This is a genomic window from Postechiella marina (assembly GCF_039538365.1).
Taxonomy (GTDB): Bacteria; Bacteroidota; Bacteroidia; order Flavobacteriales; family Flavobacteriaceae; genus Postechiella; species Postechiella marina.
This window is the reverse complement of sequence record NZ_BAABCA010000002.1, coordinates 81,209-99,766: the sequence shown is the minus strand read 5'-3', so window position 1 is coordinate 99,766 and position 18,558 is coordinate 81,209. Positions and strand designations below refer to the sequence as shown.

At 33.2% G+C, this 18,558-nt stretch carries 11 protein-coding genes; 9 read left to right on the top strand and 2 right to left on the bottom strand.

Annotated features, from left to right (window positions below):
- Window positions 1-60: 60 nt before the first annotated feature.
- Complete coding sequence (locus ABD715_RS04220; RefSeq protein ID WP_344786844.1) at window positions 61-855, bottom strand: gluconate 5-dehydrogenase; 795 nt, start codon at window positions 853-855, stop codon at window positions 61-63.
- Between the two features lie 17 nt (window positions 856-872).
- On the bottom strand, window positions 873-1,715 hold the full coding sequence (gene kduI / locus ABD715_RS04215) for a 5-dehydro-4-deoxy-D-glucuronate isomerase (protein ID WP_344786843.1): 843 nt from the start codon (window positions 1,713-1,715) through the stop codon (window positions 873-875).
- Between the two features lie 184 nt (window positions 1,716-1,899).
- On the opposite strand from kduI, the gene ABD715_RS04210 reads away from it, so the two are divergent.
- The 9 genes from ABD715_RS04210 to ABD715_RS04170 all read left to right on the top strand — a co-directional run bounded on the left by ABD715_RS04210 (window position 1,900) and on the right by ABD715_RS04170 (window position 18,557).
- Complete coding sequence (locus ABD715_RS04210; RefSeq protein ID WP_344786842.1) at window positions 1,900-2,922, top strand: LacI family DNA-binding transcriptional regulator; 1,023 nt, start codon at window positions 1,900-1,902, stop codon at window positions 2,920-2,922.
- Window positions 2,923-3,148: 226 nt separating this feature from the next.
- Window positions 3,149-6,217: a SusC/RagA family TonB-linked outer membrane protein gene (locus tag ABD715_RS04205; protein WP_344786841.1), complete on the top strand. Its 3,069-nt coding sequence runs from the start codon at window positions 3,149-3,151 to the stop codon at window positions 6,215-6,217.
- A gap of 14 nt (window positions 6,218-6,231) precedes the next feature.
- Entirely contained in the window at window positions 6,232-8,028 is a 1,797-nt protein-coding gene (locus ABD715_RS04200) for a RagB/SusD family nutrient uptake outer membrane protein (protein ID WP_344786840.1), read from the top strand.
- Between the two features lie 141 nt (window positions 8,029-8,169).
- Entirely contained in the window at window positions 8,170-12,318 is a 4,149-nt protein-coding gene (locus ABD715_RS04195) for a two-component regulator propeller domain-containing protein (protein ID WP_344786839.1), read from the top strand.
- 68 nt (window positions 12,319-12,386) lie between these two features.
- Window positions 12,387-13,592, top strand: coding sequence for a glycoside hydrolase family 88 protein (locus ABD715_RS04190; RefSeq protein WP_344786837.1), 1,206 nt, complete (start codon window positions 12,387-12,389; stop codon window positions 13,590-13,592).
- A gap of 4 nt (window positions 13,593-13,596) precedes the next feature.
- On the top strand, window positions 13,597-15,144 hold the full coding sequence (locus ABD715_RS04185) for a DUF4955 domain-containing protein (RefSeq protein ID WP_344786836.1): 1,548 nt from the start codon (window positions 13,597-13,599) through the stop codon (window positions 15,142-15,144).
- Between the two features lie 3 nt (window positions 15,145-15,147).
- On the top strand, window positions 15,148-16,728 hold the full coding sequence (locus ABD715_RS04180; protein ID WP_344786835.1) for a sulfatase family protein: 1,581 nt from the start codon (window positions 15,148-15,150) through the stop codon (window positions 16,726-16,728).
- Between the two features lie 145 nt (window positions 16,729-16,873).
- Complete coding sequence (locus ABD715_RS04175) at window positions 16,874-17,518, top strand: GntR family transcriptional regulator (protein WP_344786834.1); 645 nt, start codon at window positions 16,874-16,876, stop codon at window positions 17,516-17,518.
- On the top strand, window positions 17,511-18,557 hold the full coding sequence (locus tag ABD715_RS04170) for a tartrate dehydrogenase (RefSeq protein ID WP_344786832.1): 1,047 nt from the start codon (window positions 17,511-17,513) through the stop codon (window positions 18,555-18,557). The genes ABD715_RS04175 and ABD715_RS04170 overlap by 8 nt, the downstream gene beginning before the upstream one ends.
- Window position 18,558: the final 1 nt, after the last annotated feature.

Here is an 18,558-nt window from a genome sequence, read left to right as displayed (position 1 = left end):
GTTTAAATGATATAACATTCGTTTAATTACTGTTTTATAAATTAAACGAATGTTTTTTACCTAAGATTCGTTTGCAGGTTTACCTATAGTTGCCAATATACCGCCATCTACATAGATAATTTGACCATTAACAAACTTACTAGCTTCTGATGCTAAAAAAATTGTAGCGCCTTGTAAATCGTCTGGATCTCCCCAACGTCCTGCAGGTGTTCTGCCAACAATAAAATCGTTAAAAGGGTGTCCGTCTACACGAATAGGAGCTGTTTGGCTTGTAGCAAAGTAACCAGGACCAATACCATTAATTTGAATATTGTGCTTTGCCCATTCTGTAGCCATATTTCGTGTTAACATTTTAAGTCCGCCTTTTGCTGCAGCGTAGGCTGCAACAGTGTTACGCCCTAATTCGCTCATCATAGAACAAATGTTAATTATTTTTCCTTCTTTTCTTGCAATCATGCCTTTTACAATGTGCTTAGACATGATAAACGGACTTACTAAATCTACCTTTAAAACTTGCTCGAAATCGGCAACTTCCATGTCTTCAAGAGGTGTTCTTTTAATAATTCCTGCATTATTTACAAGAATATCAATGTTTCCTACTTCTTGCTCAATTTTTGCAAGGTTACTAATTACTTGGTCTTCTTGGGTAACATCAAAAAGGTATCCATGAGCTTTTAAACCTAAAGATTGGTAATACGCTACAGCATTGTCAAGTTTTTCTTGAGAAGATGCACCATTAATTACTAAGGTTGCTCCCGCGTTTCCTAAACCTGTTGCCATGGCTTGTCCTAAGCCATGGGTTCCGCCAGTAATAAGGGCTATTTTTCCGGTTAAATCGAATAAATTAATAGACATGTTATTTTTTATTTAATTTATCTTAAATCTGTTATTTTAGCCATATCCATATCAGAGTAGTCTAAGTTTTCGCCAGCCATTCCCCAAATAAAGGTGTAGTTACTCGTGCCAGATCCAGAGTGAATAGACCATGGCGGAGAAATTACTGCTTGCTCGTTTTGCATCCAGATATGTCTAGTTTCTTGTGGCTGACCCATAAAATGTGATACTGCTTGCTCTTCTGGAACTTCAATGTAAAAATACACTTCCATACGACGATCGTGTACGTGTGCAGGCATGGTGTTCCAACAACTGCCAGGGTTTAAAGATGTCATTCCCATTTGTAGTTGGCAAACATCTACCACACTGTTTACTATATATTTTCTTAAGGTACGTGCATTTGCTGTTTCTGGAGCACCTAATTGCACCACCTCAACATCGTTAATACCAATTTTTTTAATAGGGAATGCTTTGTTGGCAGGAGTAGAGTTTAAATAGAATTTTGCAGGCTCGCTAGGCGAAGCACTAGAAAAAACAACGTTTTTATTTCCTTGACCTACGTAAAGAGCTTCTTTGTGGTTTAGGTTATAAGCAACACCATCAACAGTAACGGTTCCAGAACCTCCAATATTTATAATGCCTAATTCTCTGCGGTCTAAAAAGTTTTCAGATTTTAAAGGGTCTATACTGTCTAAAGTAATGGTTTTAGATGCAGGTATAACTCCACCTACAATAAAACGGTCGTAATGCGAATATACAAGATTTATTTTGTCAGACTCAAGTACTTTTTCAATTAAAAACTCGTTTCTAAGTTGTTGAGTATCCATGGTTTTAACTTCTCTAGGAGAAGCTGCATAGCGTACTTCATATTGATCTTCCATAATTGTAATAGTGTTAATTTTTTGTAAATATAGTAATTAATTTTAAAAATACAATCGATTGTATTTTTAAAATTAATTACTATATTTGATAAAAGGGAATATTGGTTTTAACTGTTTTTATAACTTATATTTGAATTTTTTATAGCTAAAATGGTATGAAGCAATAGTTAATTTATAAGTAAAAGTGAAGAAAACAGAACAAATAACTATACACGATTTAGCCAGGGCTTTAGAAATTGATAGTTCTACAGTTTCTAGAGCTTTAAACGATAGCCCACGAGTATCTGCAAAAACAAAAAAGCGCATTCTAGATAAGGCTAACGAGCTGGGTTACCAACGTAATAGTTTGGCTTCTAATTTAAGAACCAATAAAACCAATACAATAGGAGTTATTGTGCCTAGAATTTCTCGTAATTTTTTCTCTAATGTTATTTCAGGTATCGAAGAAACCGCATATCAAGCAGGGTATAATGTTGTTATTTGTCAGTCTTTAGAAAGTTTAGATAGAGAGAAAAAAATTATGAATTCACTCTTATCCAATAGGGTAGATGGTATACTTATATCTACATCTATGGAGACAGAAAATATGGATCATTTAAAACCTTATTTAAATAATGTTGGGCCAATTGTGTTTTATGATAGGCCTTGCGATTTTGAAAATTGTTCAAGTATAAGTATTAACGATTACAAGGCTAGTTTTGAAGCAACAGAGCATTTAATTGCAAATGGGTGTAAGCATATTGTTTATTTTTCTGGGCCTCAAACCGTATCGCTCTATAGAAATAGAAAGCAAGGGTATATCGATGCTTTAAAAAAACATGATATAGAGTTTAACGAAGCTTATTGTTTTGAGTCTATGCTTTCTGAAGATAACGGTATCGAATCGGCTAAAAAAGTATTAAAATTGCCTGTTGTAGATGGTGTTTATTCTGCCAACGATACAGCTGCAATTGGAGCTATGCAGTATTTTAAAAGTAAAGGTGTTAAAGTGCCAGATGATATTGCTGTGGTAGGTTTTAATAACGATCCTATTTCGGGAGTTATAGAGCCATCACTTACTACTATTAATCAGCCCGATTTCGAAATGGGAAAAATAGCTTCTTCAGTACTTCTTCAGCAAATAAAAAATAAAGATATTAATAGAAAAAAACAGTCTGCTGTTTTGGATATCGAACTTATTAAACGCAATTCGTCTAAGAAAATGTAAAGCGTTTCTTTTTTATTTATTTGTGTTTTTTTTGTTTAGTTAATGCTTTATAAGTTCTAGTTTCTTTCAGGGGTTTTAACGTTTTTGTAGTTGCCTTTTTTGTTTAGTTTTTAGGCGTTGTATTCTTGCTGCAAATCAATTTACCCCCTTTATTAAGTATTATTTTACCCTTCTTGTTTTTAGTTGTTTATGTTCTTTGTTGTAACTAAATTAAATCAAGAATTTTATGAAAAAAAACAAACTCAAACTATTAGAGTATGGTAAAGTCTTACTATACTTTTTAGTGTTTTTCACAAGTATGACCTCGATAGGTCAAAATGGGATTAAAGGAACTGTTTCTGACCAAAATGGACCTTTACCAGGAGCCAACATTATAGTAAAAGGAACAAGTAATGGAACGCAATCTGATTTTGATGGAAATTATAGTCTAAAAAATGTAGCTAATACCGATGTTTTAGTGGTTAGTTTTTTAGGATATAAAAGCAAAGAGGTTGATGTAAGTAGCCAAACTACCATCAATATTATTTTAGAAGAAGATAATGAGTCTTTAGATGAAGTTGTTGTTGTTGGTTACGGTACGCAAAGAAAAGCAGATTTAACCGGGTCTGTATCTACAATTAAAGGAACCTCGTTTGTTAAAGCAGCTACTCCAAATTTAGCATCGAGTTTAGCAGGCAAGGTTACGGGAGTTACTGCAATGTCTAGAAGTGGAAGCCCTGGTGGCGAGGATGTCGATTTTTTTATTCGTGGAAAAAGTACATTTAGCGACAGTAACAATTCTCCTCTTGTTTTAGTAGATGGTATAGAAAGAGGTATGAATAGAATTAACCCTAACGATATAGCGAGTGTAACAATATTAAAAGATGCTGCATCTGCTGCTATTTATGGTGTTAAAGGTGCAAATGGTGTTATTCTTATTACTACAAAACGAGCTAGAGAAGGTGTTGCAGAGGTTAATTATTCGACTAGTTTTGGGACTCAAACACCTTTATTTTTGCCAGATAGAATGAACGCTTACCAATATGCAACGCATTTAAATGAGGCAATTAAGAACACAGCAGATATTTCTGGAAGCGATTATGTGCCTGAATTTACTGATGAGCAACTAGCAGCTTTTCTAGATGGATCAGAACCAAGTACAGATTGGTGGGAAGAAAGCTTAAAAAAAAGTGCACCAATTCAAACACATGCTATAACAATTTCTAATGGTACAAAAAATGTAAGATATCTAACGTCTTTAGAGTATCTTAATCAAGATGGTTTGTATGATTTGTCTTCTTATAAGAGATATAATTTACGTGTAAATATTGATGGAGACATTTCTAAAAATTTAAGCATGTCTTTAAATATAGCAGGGCGATCGGATAAAAGAAGCGAATCTGCAAATGAAAATTTCCAATTAATAAGTACGAGTTACCCAACTTTTGCGCCATATGTTTATATAGACGGGAAACAAGAGTTGCACTGGAATGGGTTGAATGCATCTCCAATTGGATACATGAATAATTCAGGATATGAAAGAAACCAAAACTCCAGTTTTCAAAGTACACTTAGCTTTAAGTATAAGGTGCCTTTTGTAGAAGGTTTAATTGCAAAATATGCATACTCCTTTGATAGAGATTTTCTTAAAAAGAAAACTTTTGAAACACCGTACACTTTTTACACCGGAACAGATCCTGTGTTAGATAAAAAACAATCTATTGCTTCTGCAGAGCTTACTCAACGTATGACCGAAAGAACTAGAAAAACAGGGCAATTTATTTTAGATTATCAAAAAACTTTTGGTAAACATTCGTTAGGAGGTTTATTCGTATTCGAACATTCAGATTATTATAATGAGTGGATTGAAGGCTTTAGAGATGGGTTTATTTCAGAATCCATAGATCAACTTTTTGCTGGTTCTACTGCACGAGTTAGTAACGATGGTTCTGCAAACGAAAATGCACGTTTAGGATACGCTATGCGTATTAATTATAATTACGATAATAAGTATTTACTTCAATTAAATACACGCTACGATAAGTCGTTTAACTTTCCTAAAGATAATGCTGGTGGATGGTTTCCTGCATTATCTGCTGGATGGAGAATTTCGAACGAAGATTTTATGAGCGATATCGAATGGTTGTCTAACTTAAAACTTAGAGCAGGATGGGGTGTTTACGGTAACGATCGTATTAACCCGTATCAATATTTGTCTCTTTTTGAGTTTAGTGAAACACGTAATAATCCTTCAGGAACAATTACAGGAACAGGATATCTGCAAGCCATTTCGCCAGATGTAATACCTAACCCAGTAGTAACATGGGAAAAGGCTAAGATTTATAATTTTGGTTTAGATTATGGAATTCTTAATGGCAAAATAACAGGTGATTTAGAGCTATTTAAAAAACGAACAGAGGGTTTATTAATTTCTAGAGCAGATATTCCCTTAGAAGTTGGAGCAACTCTAGCGCCATTTAACTCTGGTATTGTAGAAAATAAGGGGTTAGAAGCTTCTTTAAGGTATAAAAATAACTTTGGAGATTTAAATATGAGTCTTCAAGGAACTTTTACCTATGCTACCAGTAAAATTATAGAAATGTCTGAGAGTGCTAATATTCCAGATGGACTAAAACAAACCGGACGCTCATTTGATTCTCGTTATGGATATGTCTCATTAGGACTTTTTAAAAATGCTGACGATGTAGCAAACTCTCCAGATCAATCCTTTTTTGGAGATTACCAATCTGGAGATATTAAGTATAAAGATATTTCTGGACCAGATGGAATTCCAGATGGTTTAATTGATGGTAACGATCGTACTTTTATTGGTCGTGGAGGTATGCCAGAAGTCGTATTTGGACTAAATACTTTTTTTGCTTACAAAGGCTTTGAGTTAAGTGCAGATTTTCAAGGAGGTTCGCGTTACATTCATAGCTATAAACCATCTCCTTTTGTAAATGATGGTAACGGAATTGTTGCTTTTACAAATGCTTGGACAGAAGACAATACAATTTCTTGGTTACCAAGAAATTACCAAGGAAACTCTGGTAATAATGATCCAAATTCAGACTATTGGTTAACAGATGGTTGGTTTGTAAAATTAAGAAATGCAGAGTTTGCATATAATGTTCCCGACCTTCCAGCCTTACAGCATTTAGGAATTGATGCTTTACGTTTATCTGTAACAGGTAGTAATCTTTTCTCTATAACTAATATAGATTATTGGGATCCAGAGGCTTCAGATTTAGGCACACATCCATATTATTACATGCCTATGCGAACTATAAGTTTTGCTGTAAACGTAACCTTTTAAATTTTAAAATTAAAATGATGAAAAAATTATATATATTATTTTTTATAGCCTTATCAAGTATTCTGTATGTTGGTTGCGCAGATGATTATCTTGAAAGTGAACCGCTTAATAAAATATCAAGTGCTGCTGTATTTGAAAATGAAGGATATGCCAAAGCATTACTGTCAGATATTTACAGTTATATGCCAAATGGGTTTGGTTGGGAGTCTATAGGCCACAAAGGACGTGGTTTAGGAAGACGTAGTTTTTTAGATTGCACAACCGATCTTATAGCTAATAAAAGTGGATATGTAGAAGCATGGCATTATGTTAATTACGGACAAACACCAACCAATGGCCAACAGTTTAGTAACTGGGAAGAAAATTATACTGCTATTTTTGAGTGTAATACCTTTATTGATGGTATAGAAGGCTCTTCTCTTTCTTCAAATTCCAACATGCAGTTAATGAAAACAGAAGCTCGGTTTTTAAGAGCATTTTTCTATTTCGATTTAGTACGAAGATATGGAGCTGTTCCACTTATAACAGAAGTGCCAGATATTACAGACGTTGACGCTTTATATAAGTCTAGAACACCAGAAACAGATGTTTATGATTTTATTGATACAGAGTTTGAAGAAGTAGCAGAGGCTTTGCCTTTTGCCAAAGATATGAATGTGGCAGGTTCAGAATGGGGACGTATTTGCAAAGAAGCTGCATGGGGATTTCATGGACGCATGTTGTTGCATGCAAAAAGATATGCTAAATCGGCAGTTATGTCAAAAAAAGTAATAGATGCAGTAAACGAAGGTACAAGTGATCGTACTATGGAGCCAGATTATCAAAAACTGTTTGTTTCAGAAGGAAACAACAAAGAGGTTCTTTTCGAAATATTGTTTGATGGTGTAAATAAAGGAGGGACAGTCGATAATTTCTCTCGACCTCCTAGTAATCGTGGTACTTGGGGAGGACAACATAACCCTACCGAAGATTTGGTAGCCTCTTACGAGCTTGCAAATGGTTTGCCTGCTACTGTTGCAAATGGTCACGATCCGCACGACCCTTATAAAAATAGAGACCCAAGATTAGAGCAGACAGTAATACATCACGGTTCAACATTTTATGGAGGTGTTACTTACGATCTTGCTTGGGTTTATGATGCTAGTAATAGTACTTGGGGGCCTATAAAAAACACAGATGCACCCCATGCTCAAGGGCTGGCTACAATTACAGGGTATTACTTAAAAAAGTTTATGTCTGAAGAGGTAACAGCTTTCGATTTTGGTCAATCAAAGCAAAGTTGGATTGTATTACGTTTGGGAGAAGTATACCTAAATTATGCAGAAGCTCAAAATGAAGCGGTAGGGCCAGATCAAACTGTTTATGATGCGATTAATGTGGTAAGAAACCGTTCGAACATGCCAAATCTAGAGGTTAATTATCCTGGTTTAGATCCAGATGGTATGTTTAAAAGAATTCAGCACGAACGTAAAGTTGAGTTGGCTTTTGAAGGTCACCGCTTTTGGGATATCCGTCGTTGGAGAATAGGAGCAGATGTTTGTAATGGAAGTGTTCCTGTTAATCCTGCTGCGCCAGAAGAAGGAGGATACATGTCTTGTTGCTACGCTTTAAAGCAAGATGATGGTACTATACTTTACTTAACTCCAAGTACTATGGACGATGTACTTGCTCCTGGAGATAAACTAGCAAAAGATCCTTATACAAATACGAGAAGAACATACATTTGGGACGATAAAAACTATTTGATGCCAATTCCGCAATCGGCATTAGACAAGAACCCTGAGTTAAAAGAGCAAAACCCTGGGTATTAAATATTATATTAAAGGTAAATTGAGCTAAAAATTTTTACGTTGAGTTATTTTTATATCCCCAGTTTTGAAGAAAACAGGGGGTATTTAAAATAGTTTGTTAATTTAGAGAGGTTACTTAAATTTTGCTATTAAAAGACACCAATGGATAATAAAATAGAAAATATAAATAATTACATAATTAATCTTTTTTTTATAAAAAGGTCAATGCTTTATTTCTTCTTTTTTTTAGCAAGTTTATGTGTCTATACTCAAAATAAAAATACATTTAATAAAAACCTTAATTTTAAAAACATAAGCACTAAAGATGGGCTTTCTCAAAGATCTGTAATATCTATTCTTCAAGATAACGAAGGCTTTTTGTGGTTTGGCACTAGATATGGTTTAAATAAATACGATGGTGTAAATTTTAAGGTTTACAATTACAACTCAGAAGACGAGAATAGTTTAAGCCATAACAGAATTACAGAGATTACTCTAGATAATCAAGGCCAAATATGGGTAGGAACCATGAAGGGGCTTAATTTGTATAACAGAAAGGAAGATAATTTTATTAGAATTAAAAAATATAGTAACACTCTAGAATATTATACAAATACTATTAAAGATATAGCTCCTATAGATTCTACATTTATGTGGGTTGCCACAGATGTTGGTGTAGATAAATTAAATACGAAAACATTAGAGACACTAAGCATTACTTCTAATAATGTGCTATCTATTGTAGATGATAAAGAAAGCGCTCTATGGATTTGTACAGAAAAAAACATAGAAGTTTACAATTATAAATTAAATGTATTTAAAACATTTAAATATCCAGAAAACAGTTCGCCTCATGCAGTAACTAATAGTGTTGTAGAGTTGTATAAAGATAAAGATCATAATATTTGGTTGGGCTACCATGGCGGTCTTGCTTTTTTTAATCCTATTACCAAAAGGTTTGAAGATTATTTAGTTAATTCTAAAAAAATTATAGATAACCCTGTTAGAACCATTTGTCAAGATAAAGAAGGTGTATTTTGGATAGGAAGTTATTCTGGTTTATATAGGTTTAATCATGAAATTAAAACAATATTTAAATACGAGAATGATGTTAATAATTCTAATAGCCTTAGCCAAAATTCAATATACAGTATATTAGAAGATGCACGTGGCGATTTATGGATTGGTACTTGGGCAGGCGGTATAGATTATTTAGACAGAAATTCAAGTCATTTTTTTACACTAACCGCTGGTATTGGTAATAGACATTTAAATTATAAAGTGGTGAGTTCTATTGTTGAAGATGCGCATCAAAATTTATGGATTGGTACAGAAGGTGGCGGACTTAATTTTTATAATACAAAAGATCAGAAATTTACGTATTACAAGGGCGAATCGAACGATATTGGGGGACTAACATCAAATAATGTAAAAGATATTATAAAAGATTACCAAGGAAATTTATGGGTAGGTACTCATGGTGGCGGACTTAATTATATTAATATAAAAGAAGATCACTCTAAAAATATACAATACCAAAGCTTTTATAGAGATTCTAGAGCATTAAGTGATAATAAGATTACTGCTTTAATAGAAGATTCTAAACATAATTTATGGATTGGGACTAACGAAGGTGGTTTAAATTTTTTTAATACCAAGACTAAAAAATTTACAAAAATACCCGACCCCAATAATATTATAGGAACCTTTGTGTATACCATAGAAAAATCAATGGATAACAATACTATTTATGTTGGTAGCTCTAATGGGCTTGCTAAAATAGATATTGATAAAAAAATAATTGAAAGTGTAAATTATCGAGATAAACCTCAAGGGCCTTTTTCTGTAAATCAGGTTATAAGTATTTACGAAACTTCAAACAATAATCTTTGGGTTGGTACAGAAGGAGATGGGCTCTATAAATATAATTTAATTACAAAAAAGAGTACGTCTTACGGTTTAAAAGACGGATTGCCTAACGAGGTAGTTTACGCCATTTTACCCGACGATAACAATAATATTTGGGTAAGTACCAATAAAGGTATAAGTCGAATAAACAGAGATACAAAACAGATAAAAACTTTCGATAAAATTGATGGGCTTCAAGGTAACGAGTTTAATTATGGGGCGAGTTTAAAAACTAAAAATGGCGAGTTAATTTTTGGAGGAAGTAATGGTGTTACCATTTTTAACCCTGATAATATTATTGATAACGATAGTTATATGCCACCAATTCATATAAGTGGTTTTAAAGTAAGAAATAAGCCTTATTTAAAAAGTGTAGAAAGCTTTGATAAGATTGAGTTAGCGCATAATCAAAACGATTTTAGTTTCGATTTTGTGGCGTTAGGCTATTCAAATTCAAAAAAGAACTTGTATGCTTATAAACTAGATGGGTTCGATTCCGATTGGAATTACATTGGCAATAAACAAACCGCAACATATACTAATATTAACCCTGGAAATTATAAGTTTTATGTAAAGGCATCAAACTCCAATGGTGTTTGGGGTAATGTTACCAAAGGGGTAACTCTTCATATAAAAAAACCGTTTTGGGCAACATGGTTGGCATATTTTATTTATGTGTCTCTTTTATTGGCAATAGCTCTAACCATTAGAAAATATAATTTACTTAGGGTTAAAGATCGAAATCAATTAAAACAAGAGCGATTAGATAGGGAGCATATAGAAGAAGTTAACAGACTAAAATTACAATTATTTACCAATATTTCTCACGATTTTAGAACACCATTAACATTAATTATAGGCCCTTTAAAACGACTTATAGATAAAAATAAAGCAGACGAAGGTTTACAAAAACAATTGTCTGGTATGTATAGAAATGCTACCATTTTATTGCAACTTATAAATCAGTTATTAGATTTTAGAAAGAGTGAATCTGGCAAGCTTAAATTAATGGCAACTAAAAGAAATATAGTGCCTTTTTTAGAAAACATTAAACTGTCTTTTGAAGAGTTGGCTAATAATAGGAGTATAGATTACACCTTTGTGTCAGACAATAAGTTTTACGAGGTGTGGTTTGATGAGATTGAAATGAAAAAGGTTGTTTTAAATGTTTTGTCTAACGCATTTAAATTTACACCTAGTAAAGGTGAAATATCGCTACATATTTCTACAGATGATAATCTTGTTTTAGAATCAAAACAATTAAAAATAATAATTAAAGATAATGGTAAAGGAATAAGAGAAGAAGATCTGCCTCATATATTTGATAGATTTTTTCAGTTAGGTCAACATCATGAGTTGCGGTCTGGTACAGGTGTAGGTTTAGCATTGGCAAAAGATATTGTACTGCTTCATAAAGGTCAAATATTAGTAGAGAGTGAGCAAGGTAAGGGCACACAGTTTACAATTTTATTACCCTTAGGTAAAACGCATCTATCTAAAAAAGAAATGATTGTAAACGAAGAACTTTTAGATGGTTTTACAAATAATTTAGATTATTACGATCCTGCAGTAATGAATTTAGGTTGGGTAGGCGAAGAGAGTAAAACGCAAGAAGTATTTATTAAAGATGGTTTGTCAAGTATATTATTAGTTGAAGATAATGATGAAGTGCGATCTTTTGTTAAAGGTATTTTTGAAGGTTTATACAATGTGTTTGAAGCAAAAAATGGAGAAGAAGGCATTCATATAGCGCAATCATTATCTGTAGACTTAATTATTAGTGATGTAATGATGCCTAAAATGGATGGTTTAGAGCTGTGTCACCAAATAAAGACTAATATAAAAACAAGTCATATTCCTGTTTTGTTATTAACAGCAAGGACATCGTCTAAAGTGCAATCTCAAGGTTATAAAATTGGCGCAGATGTTTATTTAACAAAACCGTTCGATGCCCAAACTTTAAAGTTGCAGGTGCAAAATATTTTAAAATCTAGAAGGCTGTTAATAGAAAAATTTAAAAAAGATATTCTTTTAGAACCTAAAGAGATTACTGTTGTGTCTACAGATGAGGTTTTTTTAAAAAAAGCAATGGAAATTATAGAAGAAAATGTGTCGAACTCAGAATTTAATGTCAATAAATTTTGTGAAGATTTAGCCATGAGTAGAACTGTGGTTTACAAAAAGGTTAAAGTCCTTACAGGGCAATCTATATCTGAATTTATTAGAACAATCAGATTAAAAAAAGCAAGTCAATTATTAAGAAATACCGATATGAGTATTTCTGAAATTGTTTACGATGTAGGGTTTAACGACATAAAATATTTTAGAAAATGTTTTAAAACAGCCTTTAACCAAACACCTTCTCTGCATAGAAAGTTTAGCAAACAAAACGAGGTAGTATAATATAAAAAAAATAGCGAAGTGCTTAGTTAAAAGGTGCTTATTACATAATAAATTATAAACAAAAATCAATGTATTTAAAATTCACAAAAACATTTTTCTTATTAGTTGCTTTTACTTGTGTATTCTCTTGTAAAGAGAAAAAAGTAGAAGTGGTTAAACCTAAAACGGTTATTGAAAAAGCCGAAGAACAATATGCACTATTGCTTCAAGATGCCGAAGCATCGAATAAAATTCCTAGAACGCTAAACAAAGATGGCGAAATGCATTGGACGCATCAAAGGTTCGATTGGACCGAAGGTTTTTATCCAGGAAGTATGTGGTATTTATTTGAAGAAACTAAAGATGAAAAATGGAGAAAAGCTGCCGAAAAGTTTCAGACTCTATTTGAAGATCATAAAAACTTAACTACAAATCACGATTTAGGTTTTGTATTTAACTGCTCTTATGGTAATGGTTATAGATTAACAAAAAATGAAGCTTTTAAGGCGGTAATGATAAATGCTGCAGAGTCTTTAATTACTAGGTTTAACCCTAAAGTGGGGTGTATAAAAAGCTGGGACGTAGCTAGTGGGTGGCAAAAAGAACGTGGTTGGAAATATCCTGTGATAATAGATAATATGATGAATTTAGAATTGTTATTTGAGGTTAGTAAGTTAACGGAGAATTCAAAATACAAAGATGTAGCTATTACCCATGCCAACACTACGTTAAAAAATCATTTTAGAGAAAACAACAGCTCTGTTCATGTTGTAGATTACGACCCCGAAACGGGCGAAGTTAGAGGTAAACATACAGCACAAGGTTTTGCAGATGGTAGTTCTTGGGCAAGAGGGCAAGCTTGGGGTTTATATGGCTATACGGTATGTTATCGCTATACAAAAGATGAGAAGTATTTACAAAAAGCAAAAAAAATAGCTAAGTACATTTTAGAGTATAAAGGTACGCCTGCAGATGGTATTCCGTATTGGGATTACAACGCACCAAATATTCCAAACGAGCCAAGAGATGTCTCTGCTGCTGCTATAACAGCTTCTGCTTTAATTGAGTTAAATAGGTATACAGAAACATCGTATTTATTGGCAATTAATAAAATTTTAGAGTCTTTAAAAACGCCCGAATACACAGCAAAATTAGGAGAGAATAAACATTTTATTTTAAAGCATAGTGTAGGCAGTATACCACATGGAAACGAAATAGACGTGCCACTAAATTATGCCGATTATTATTATTTGGAAGCTTTAGGAAGGTATAAATCTTATAATTTAAACCAGTAATACAATGAAAAATAATGTACTCTATTTAAGTTTTATGTGTTTAGTTTTTCTTAATTGTAAAGCACAAACAAAAACAGTTTGGGAAGATTTTGTTGAAGCTAAAAAAACAGGTGCAACACCTATTTTGCCAGACTTCTCGTATGCGGGGTATAAATATAGCGAAGAGCCCATTCCTGTTGTTGGTTATAAAATATTCGATGTTACTAATTTTGGAGCAATTCCTAACGACCAAAAATCAGATAAAACAGCTATTAATCTAGCCATAAAATCTGCTTCAGAACATGGTGAAGGTGTTATTTATTTTCCGAAAGGCAAATATTTTATAAACACAGAAAACGACGATAATAGTCTTATTACAATAGAATCGTCTAAAATTGTTTTTAGGGGAGAAGATCAAGCAAATACCGTTTTGTTTTTCGATAGAGATTTGCCTCCGCTTAACCCAGATCAATTATGGACTTGTCCGTTTGCTATTAAAGTAACAACTAAGGCTAAAGATAAATTTATTAGCAATATTACTTCTAACTCTAAGCGAGAAACTAATACTATAGAGGTTGAAGATGCTTCAAAAATAAAAAAGGGAGATTGGCTAATTGTTAAGGTTAAAAATAACAGTAAGGCTATACTAGATTACGATATTTCTCCATTAATTCCAGACAAAGAATGGACCTCCATTTTAAAAGATGGAGTAGAGGTAAACGAGCGTCATCAAGTAGAATCTGTAAAAGGTAATACAGTCACATTTGTTTCTCCTATCCATTACGACATTAATGCTAAACACAATTGGAAAGTGTATAGTTTTGCGCATTTAAACCATGTAGGATTCGAAAATTTAACTTTTGAAGGTAATTGGAAAAAAGAATTTGTGCATCATCGTTCTGCTCAAGATGATGGTGGTTGGAGTATTTTATCAATCTCTAAAGCAGTGAATTCTTGGATTAAAGATTGCACATTTAAAAATGTAAATAGAGTCGCTGGGTTTTCTTCATCTGCAGCGTGTACAGCATTGCACATTAAAATAGAAGGGGCTATTGGTCATGCATCACTACACTCAGCAGGTTCAACGGGTATATTGTTGGCAAAAATTAACGATAAAGCAGGTATGCATCATGCAGTTGGCGTTGGTGGAGGTAGCACATCTGGAACCGTTATTTGGCGCTCTAATTATCCTGCGCATACATGTTTTGAGTCTCATGCTTCGCAACCAAGAAATACCTTGTTCGATAATGTTGAAGGAGGTTTTTTTCAAGGGAGAGCAGGTGGTGCTAGAAAAAATTTGCCAAATCATGGTAGGTATTTAGTGTTATGGAATTATAACGAAATTGATGAAGCAGAATCTGATTTTAGGTTTGTAGCTACAGATACTTGGTTTTGGCGAATTGTGCCTCCAATTATTGTAGGTTTTCATGGCTCTGGTACCACGTTTAATAAAGATGAGGTTCAAGTTTTAGAAAGTTTGGGTACGCCAGTTAAACCAGAATCGTTATTTGAAGAACAGTTAAAATTAAGGCTAGGTAAATTGCCAGAATGGTTAAATCATATTAAAAATTAAAACATGAAATTAAGATTTGCTTTACTGCTACTTTTAGCGGTTACTTTTAGTTGTAAAAATAAAACTAAAGCCGAAAATAAAGTTGAGGTAACTAAAAAAAAGCCTAATATTTTAATTATTTTTCCAGATCAGTTAAGGCGTTACAGTGCTGGGTTTTGGAGCGAATCTCCATATAAAGAACTTGCGCAAGGTAAAGGAGACCCTGTTATTACACCAAATATAGATAAACTAGCAAAAAATGGAGTTGTGTTTACCAATGCCATTAGTAATTTTCCTTTATGTAGCCCATATAGAGGCATGATGCTATCAGGAAGATACCCAGAGCAAAATGGTATTTGGAATAACTGTAAAAAGGGTAGAGATTATAGTTTAAAAGATGATATAGATATTATTCCAGATTTGTTTTACAAAGCGGGTTACAATACGTCTTATTTTGGTAAGTGCCATTGGTTAAAAACCGAACCATTATTTGATGACAGCGGGAATTATGTAGGTACCGAAGAGGCTCCTGGAGGTCATTATACTAATATTTACGACACCTATATTCCGCCAGGAAAAAAGCGACACAGTATAGAGTATTTTTATCAAGCTTTAAAAGATGAGCATTTTAACCCAAGAGTATATTCTAATATTCCAGAAACTATAGAAGGTAAACAAGATGGCGAATTGCATTTACCAAAAATGTTTTCGGCAAAAAATGAAGCGAATCAAATTATAACCTATTTAAAAAATCAAAACAAGCGTCGCGATCCTAATAAACCATTTTGCATGATTTGGTCTATGAATCCGCCACATAATCCTTGGGATGACGAGAATACAGATATGCAAGTGTTACATGAGTATTACGACCAAGATAAATATGCTAAGATTGATAAAAAACTAGTGGTAAGAGAAAATGCAGATTTAGAAGTTGCCAATTATGCTCGCCATTATTATGCTAACGTAACCAGCGCAGACAAATATATTGGTTTGGTTTTAAATGAATTAGAAAAAATGGGTGAGCTAGATAATACAATTGTTATGTTTAGTTCAGACCACGGAGAAATGTTAGGAAGCCATAGTAACACTGGAAAAAATGTTTTTGAATTAGAATCTTTAGCTATCCCGTTTATCGTGCATTGGCCTAAAGGTGTAAAGTCTGGAATTAACGATGTGTTGTTTGGAGCTCCAGATGTATTACCAACAGCCATGGGGTTAGCTGGTTTAAAAGAAGAAATACCATCGGATATTGAAGGTGTAAATTACGCATCACTTTTGTTAGATAATAAAGCCGAAAAAGTTACAAAACCAGAAGCTGTGCTAATTATGTTGGGTAATTCTAGAGGTGTAATGACAAAAAGATATACCCTGTGTGTACAAGAAAATAAAAAACCTTGGAATAGTGATGAAGGTAGCAAAGTAGAAGAAGCTTACTATTACGATAATTTAAATGATCCTTATCAGCTCAATAAAATAAAATTACAAACCAATCCAGAGGTTTCTAAGTTTTTATTATCCTCATTAGGTGCATTGTTAGAGAAAACCAACGACCCCTGGTTTAAAAAGAAACGTTTTAACGATTTAATAATTTATCCAACCCTATAATTTAACGAGCAAGTTTATTAAAACATTCTAAAAACCTTGAAGATATACTTGAAGGTTTTTTTTGTGCTATTTTTATAGCAATTCCATATTATTTGTGCTAAAAATATTGTATTATTGTGTTTTGTATACAAAATGCAGTGAAATTATGATACAACACACAGATCTTAGTCAGCCTATATATATCAGATTAAAAGAAATGATTAGTAATGGCGAGTTAAAACAAGGCGAAAAAATTATTCAAGAAAAAATAGCAGAAAAATTAGGAGTAAGCAGAACACCTTTGATGAAAGCATTATTAGCTCTCGAAAATGAATATTTGGTAGAAAGTATTCCTAGGCGAGGTATGTTTATAAGAGCCTTAGACGAAAAAGAAATTATAGACATTTATACTTGTCGTGAAGCTTTAGAAGGTATGGCAGCTAGAATTTTAGCCAACAAAAAATCGCCTTTAGTAATAAAAAAACTTAAGGCTTGTTTCGAACCTTTTACATCTCAAAAAGATATTGATGTAGATGCTTATGCCAAGGCCGATGAAAAATTTCATTCATTGCTTATTAAGTTAACAGGAAATGCACCATTAGATAAGGTGTATTTTTTTACTAACATTCATGATAAAATTGTAGGGCATGGTTTGGTAAGAACACCAGACGATACCTTAGACGAGCATTTCGATATTATAAATGCTATTGAAGCGGGTAAAGCTGATGATGCAGAGCAATTAATACGCGCGCATATTAACAAATCAAAAGAGTTATTAATAAATCAATATAATACCAAAAAAAGTGAGTAATTACAAAATTGCAGTCGTACCAGGAGACGGCATCGGACAGGAAATTGTACCAGAAGGATTAAAGGTTATTGAGGCAGTTGCAAAAAAACACAACTTTACAATAGAAACAGAATCTTTTGATTGGGGGGCAGGTTACTATTTAAGAAACGAAAAGTTTTTGCCAGACAATGGTTTAGAAACGCTTAAAAATTTTGATGCGGTATATTTTGGAGCTGTAGGTTTGCCAGGAGTAGACGATACTTTACCTGCAAAAGACTATACTTTTAAGGTGCGCACTAGTTTTAATCAATATGTAAATTACAGACCTGTTCGTTCTTACCCAGGAGTGCCAGGACCTTTACGAAGCGAAAAAGAAATTGATTTTGTTATTGTAAGAGAAAATACCGAAGGCGAGTTTGTACAAGTTGGCGGACAGTATTTGCCAGATTCTGAAAATGGGATGGGTGTAGATACAAGTATTTTTACTAGAAAAGGTATTGAGCGTGTTGCGCATTATGCTTTTAAATTAGCTAGAACAAGAAGAAAAAAATTAACACATATTACTAAATCTAATACGTTAATAAACAGTTTAGCGTATTGGGATCGCGTTATTAAAGAGGTTGCAGAAGAGTATCCAGATGTAGAGCACGACCAAATGTATATAGATAACTCTACAGCTATGTTTGTATTAAAACCAGAGATTTTCGATGTGGTTTTAACAACTAATTTATTTGGAGATATTTTAAGTGATTTGGGCGGTGCTGTTATGGGAAGTCTAGGTTTAGGAGGTAGTGGAAACATAAATCCAGAAAAAGAATTTCCATCTATGTTCGAGCCTATTCACGGATCTGCACCAGATATAGCAGGACAAAATATAGCAAACCCTTACGGTCAAATATGGTCTGCAGCGATTATGCTAGATCATATTGGAGAAACCGAAGCAGCAAATAACATTATGCAAGCTATAGATAAAACAACCAAACAAGGAGTTTTAACGGTAGATTTAGGAGGAAACGCAAATACATCTGAAGTAGCAGATGCAGTAATTACAAACTTGTAAA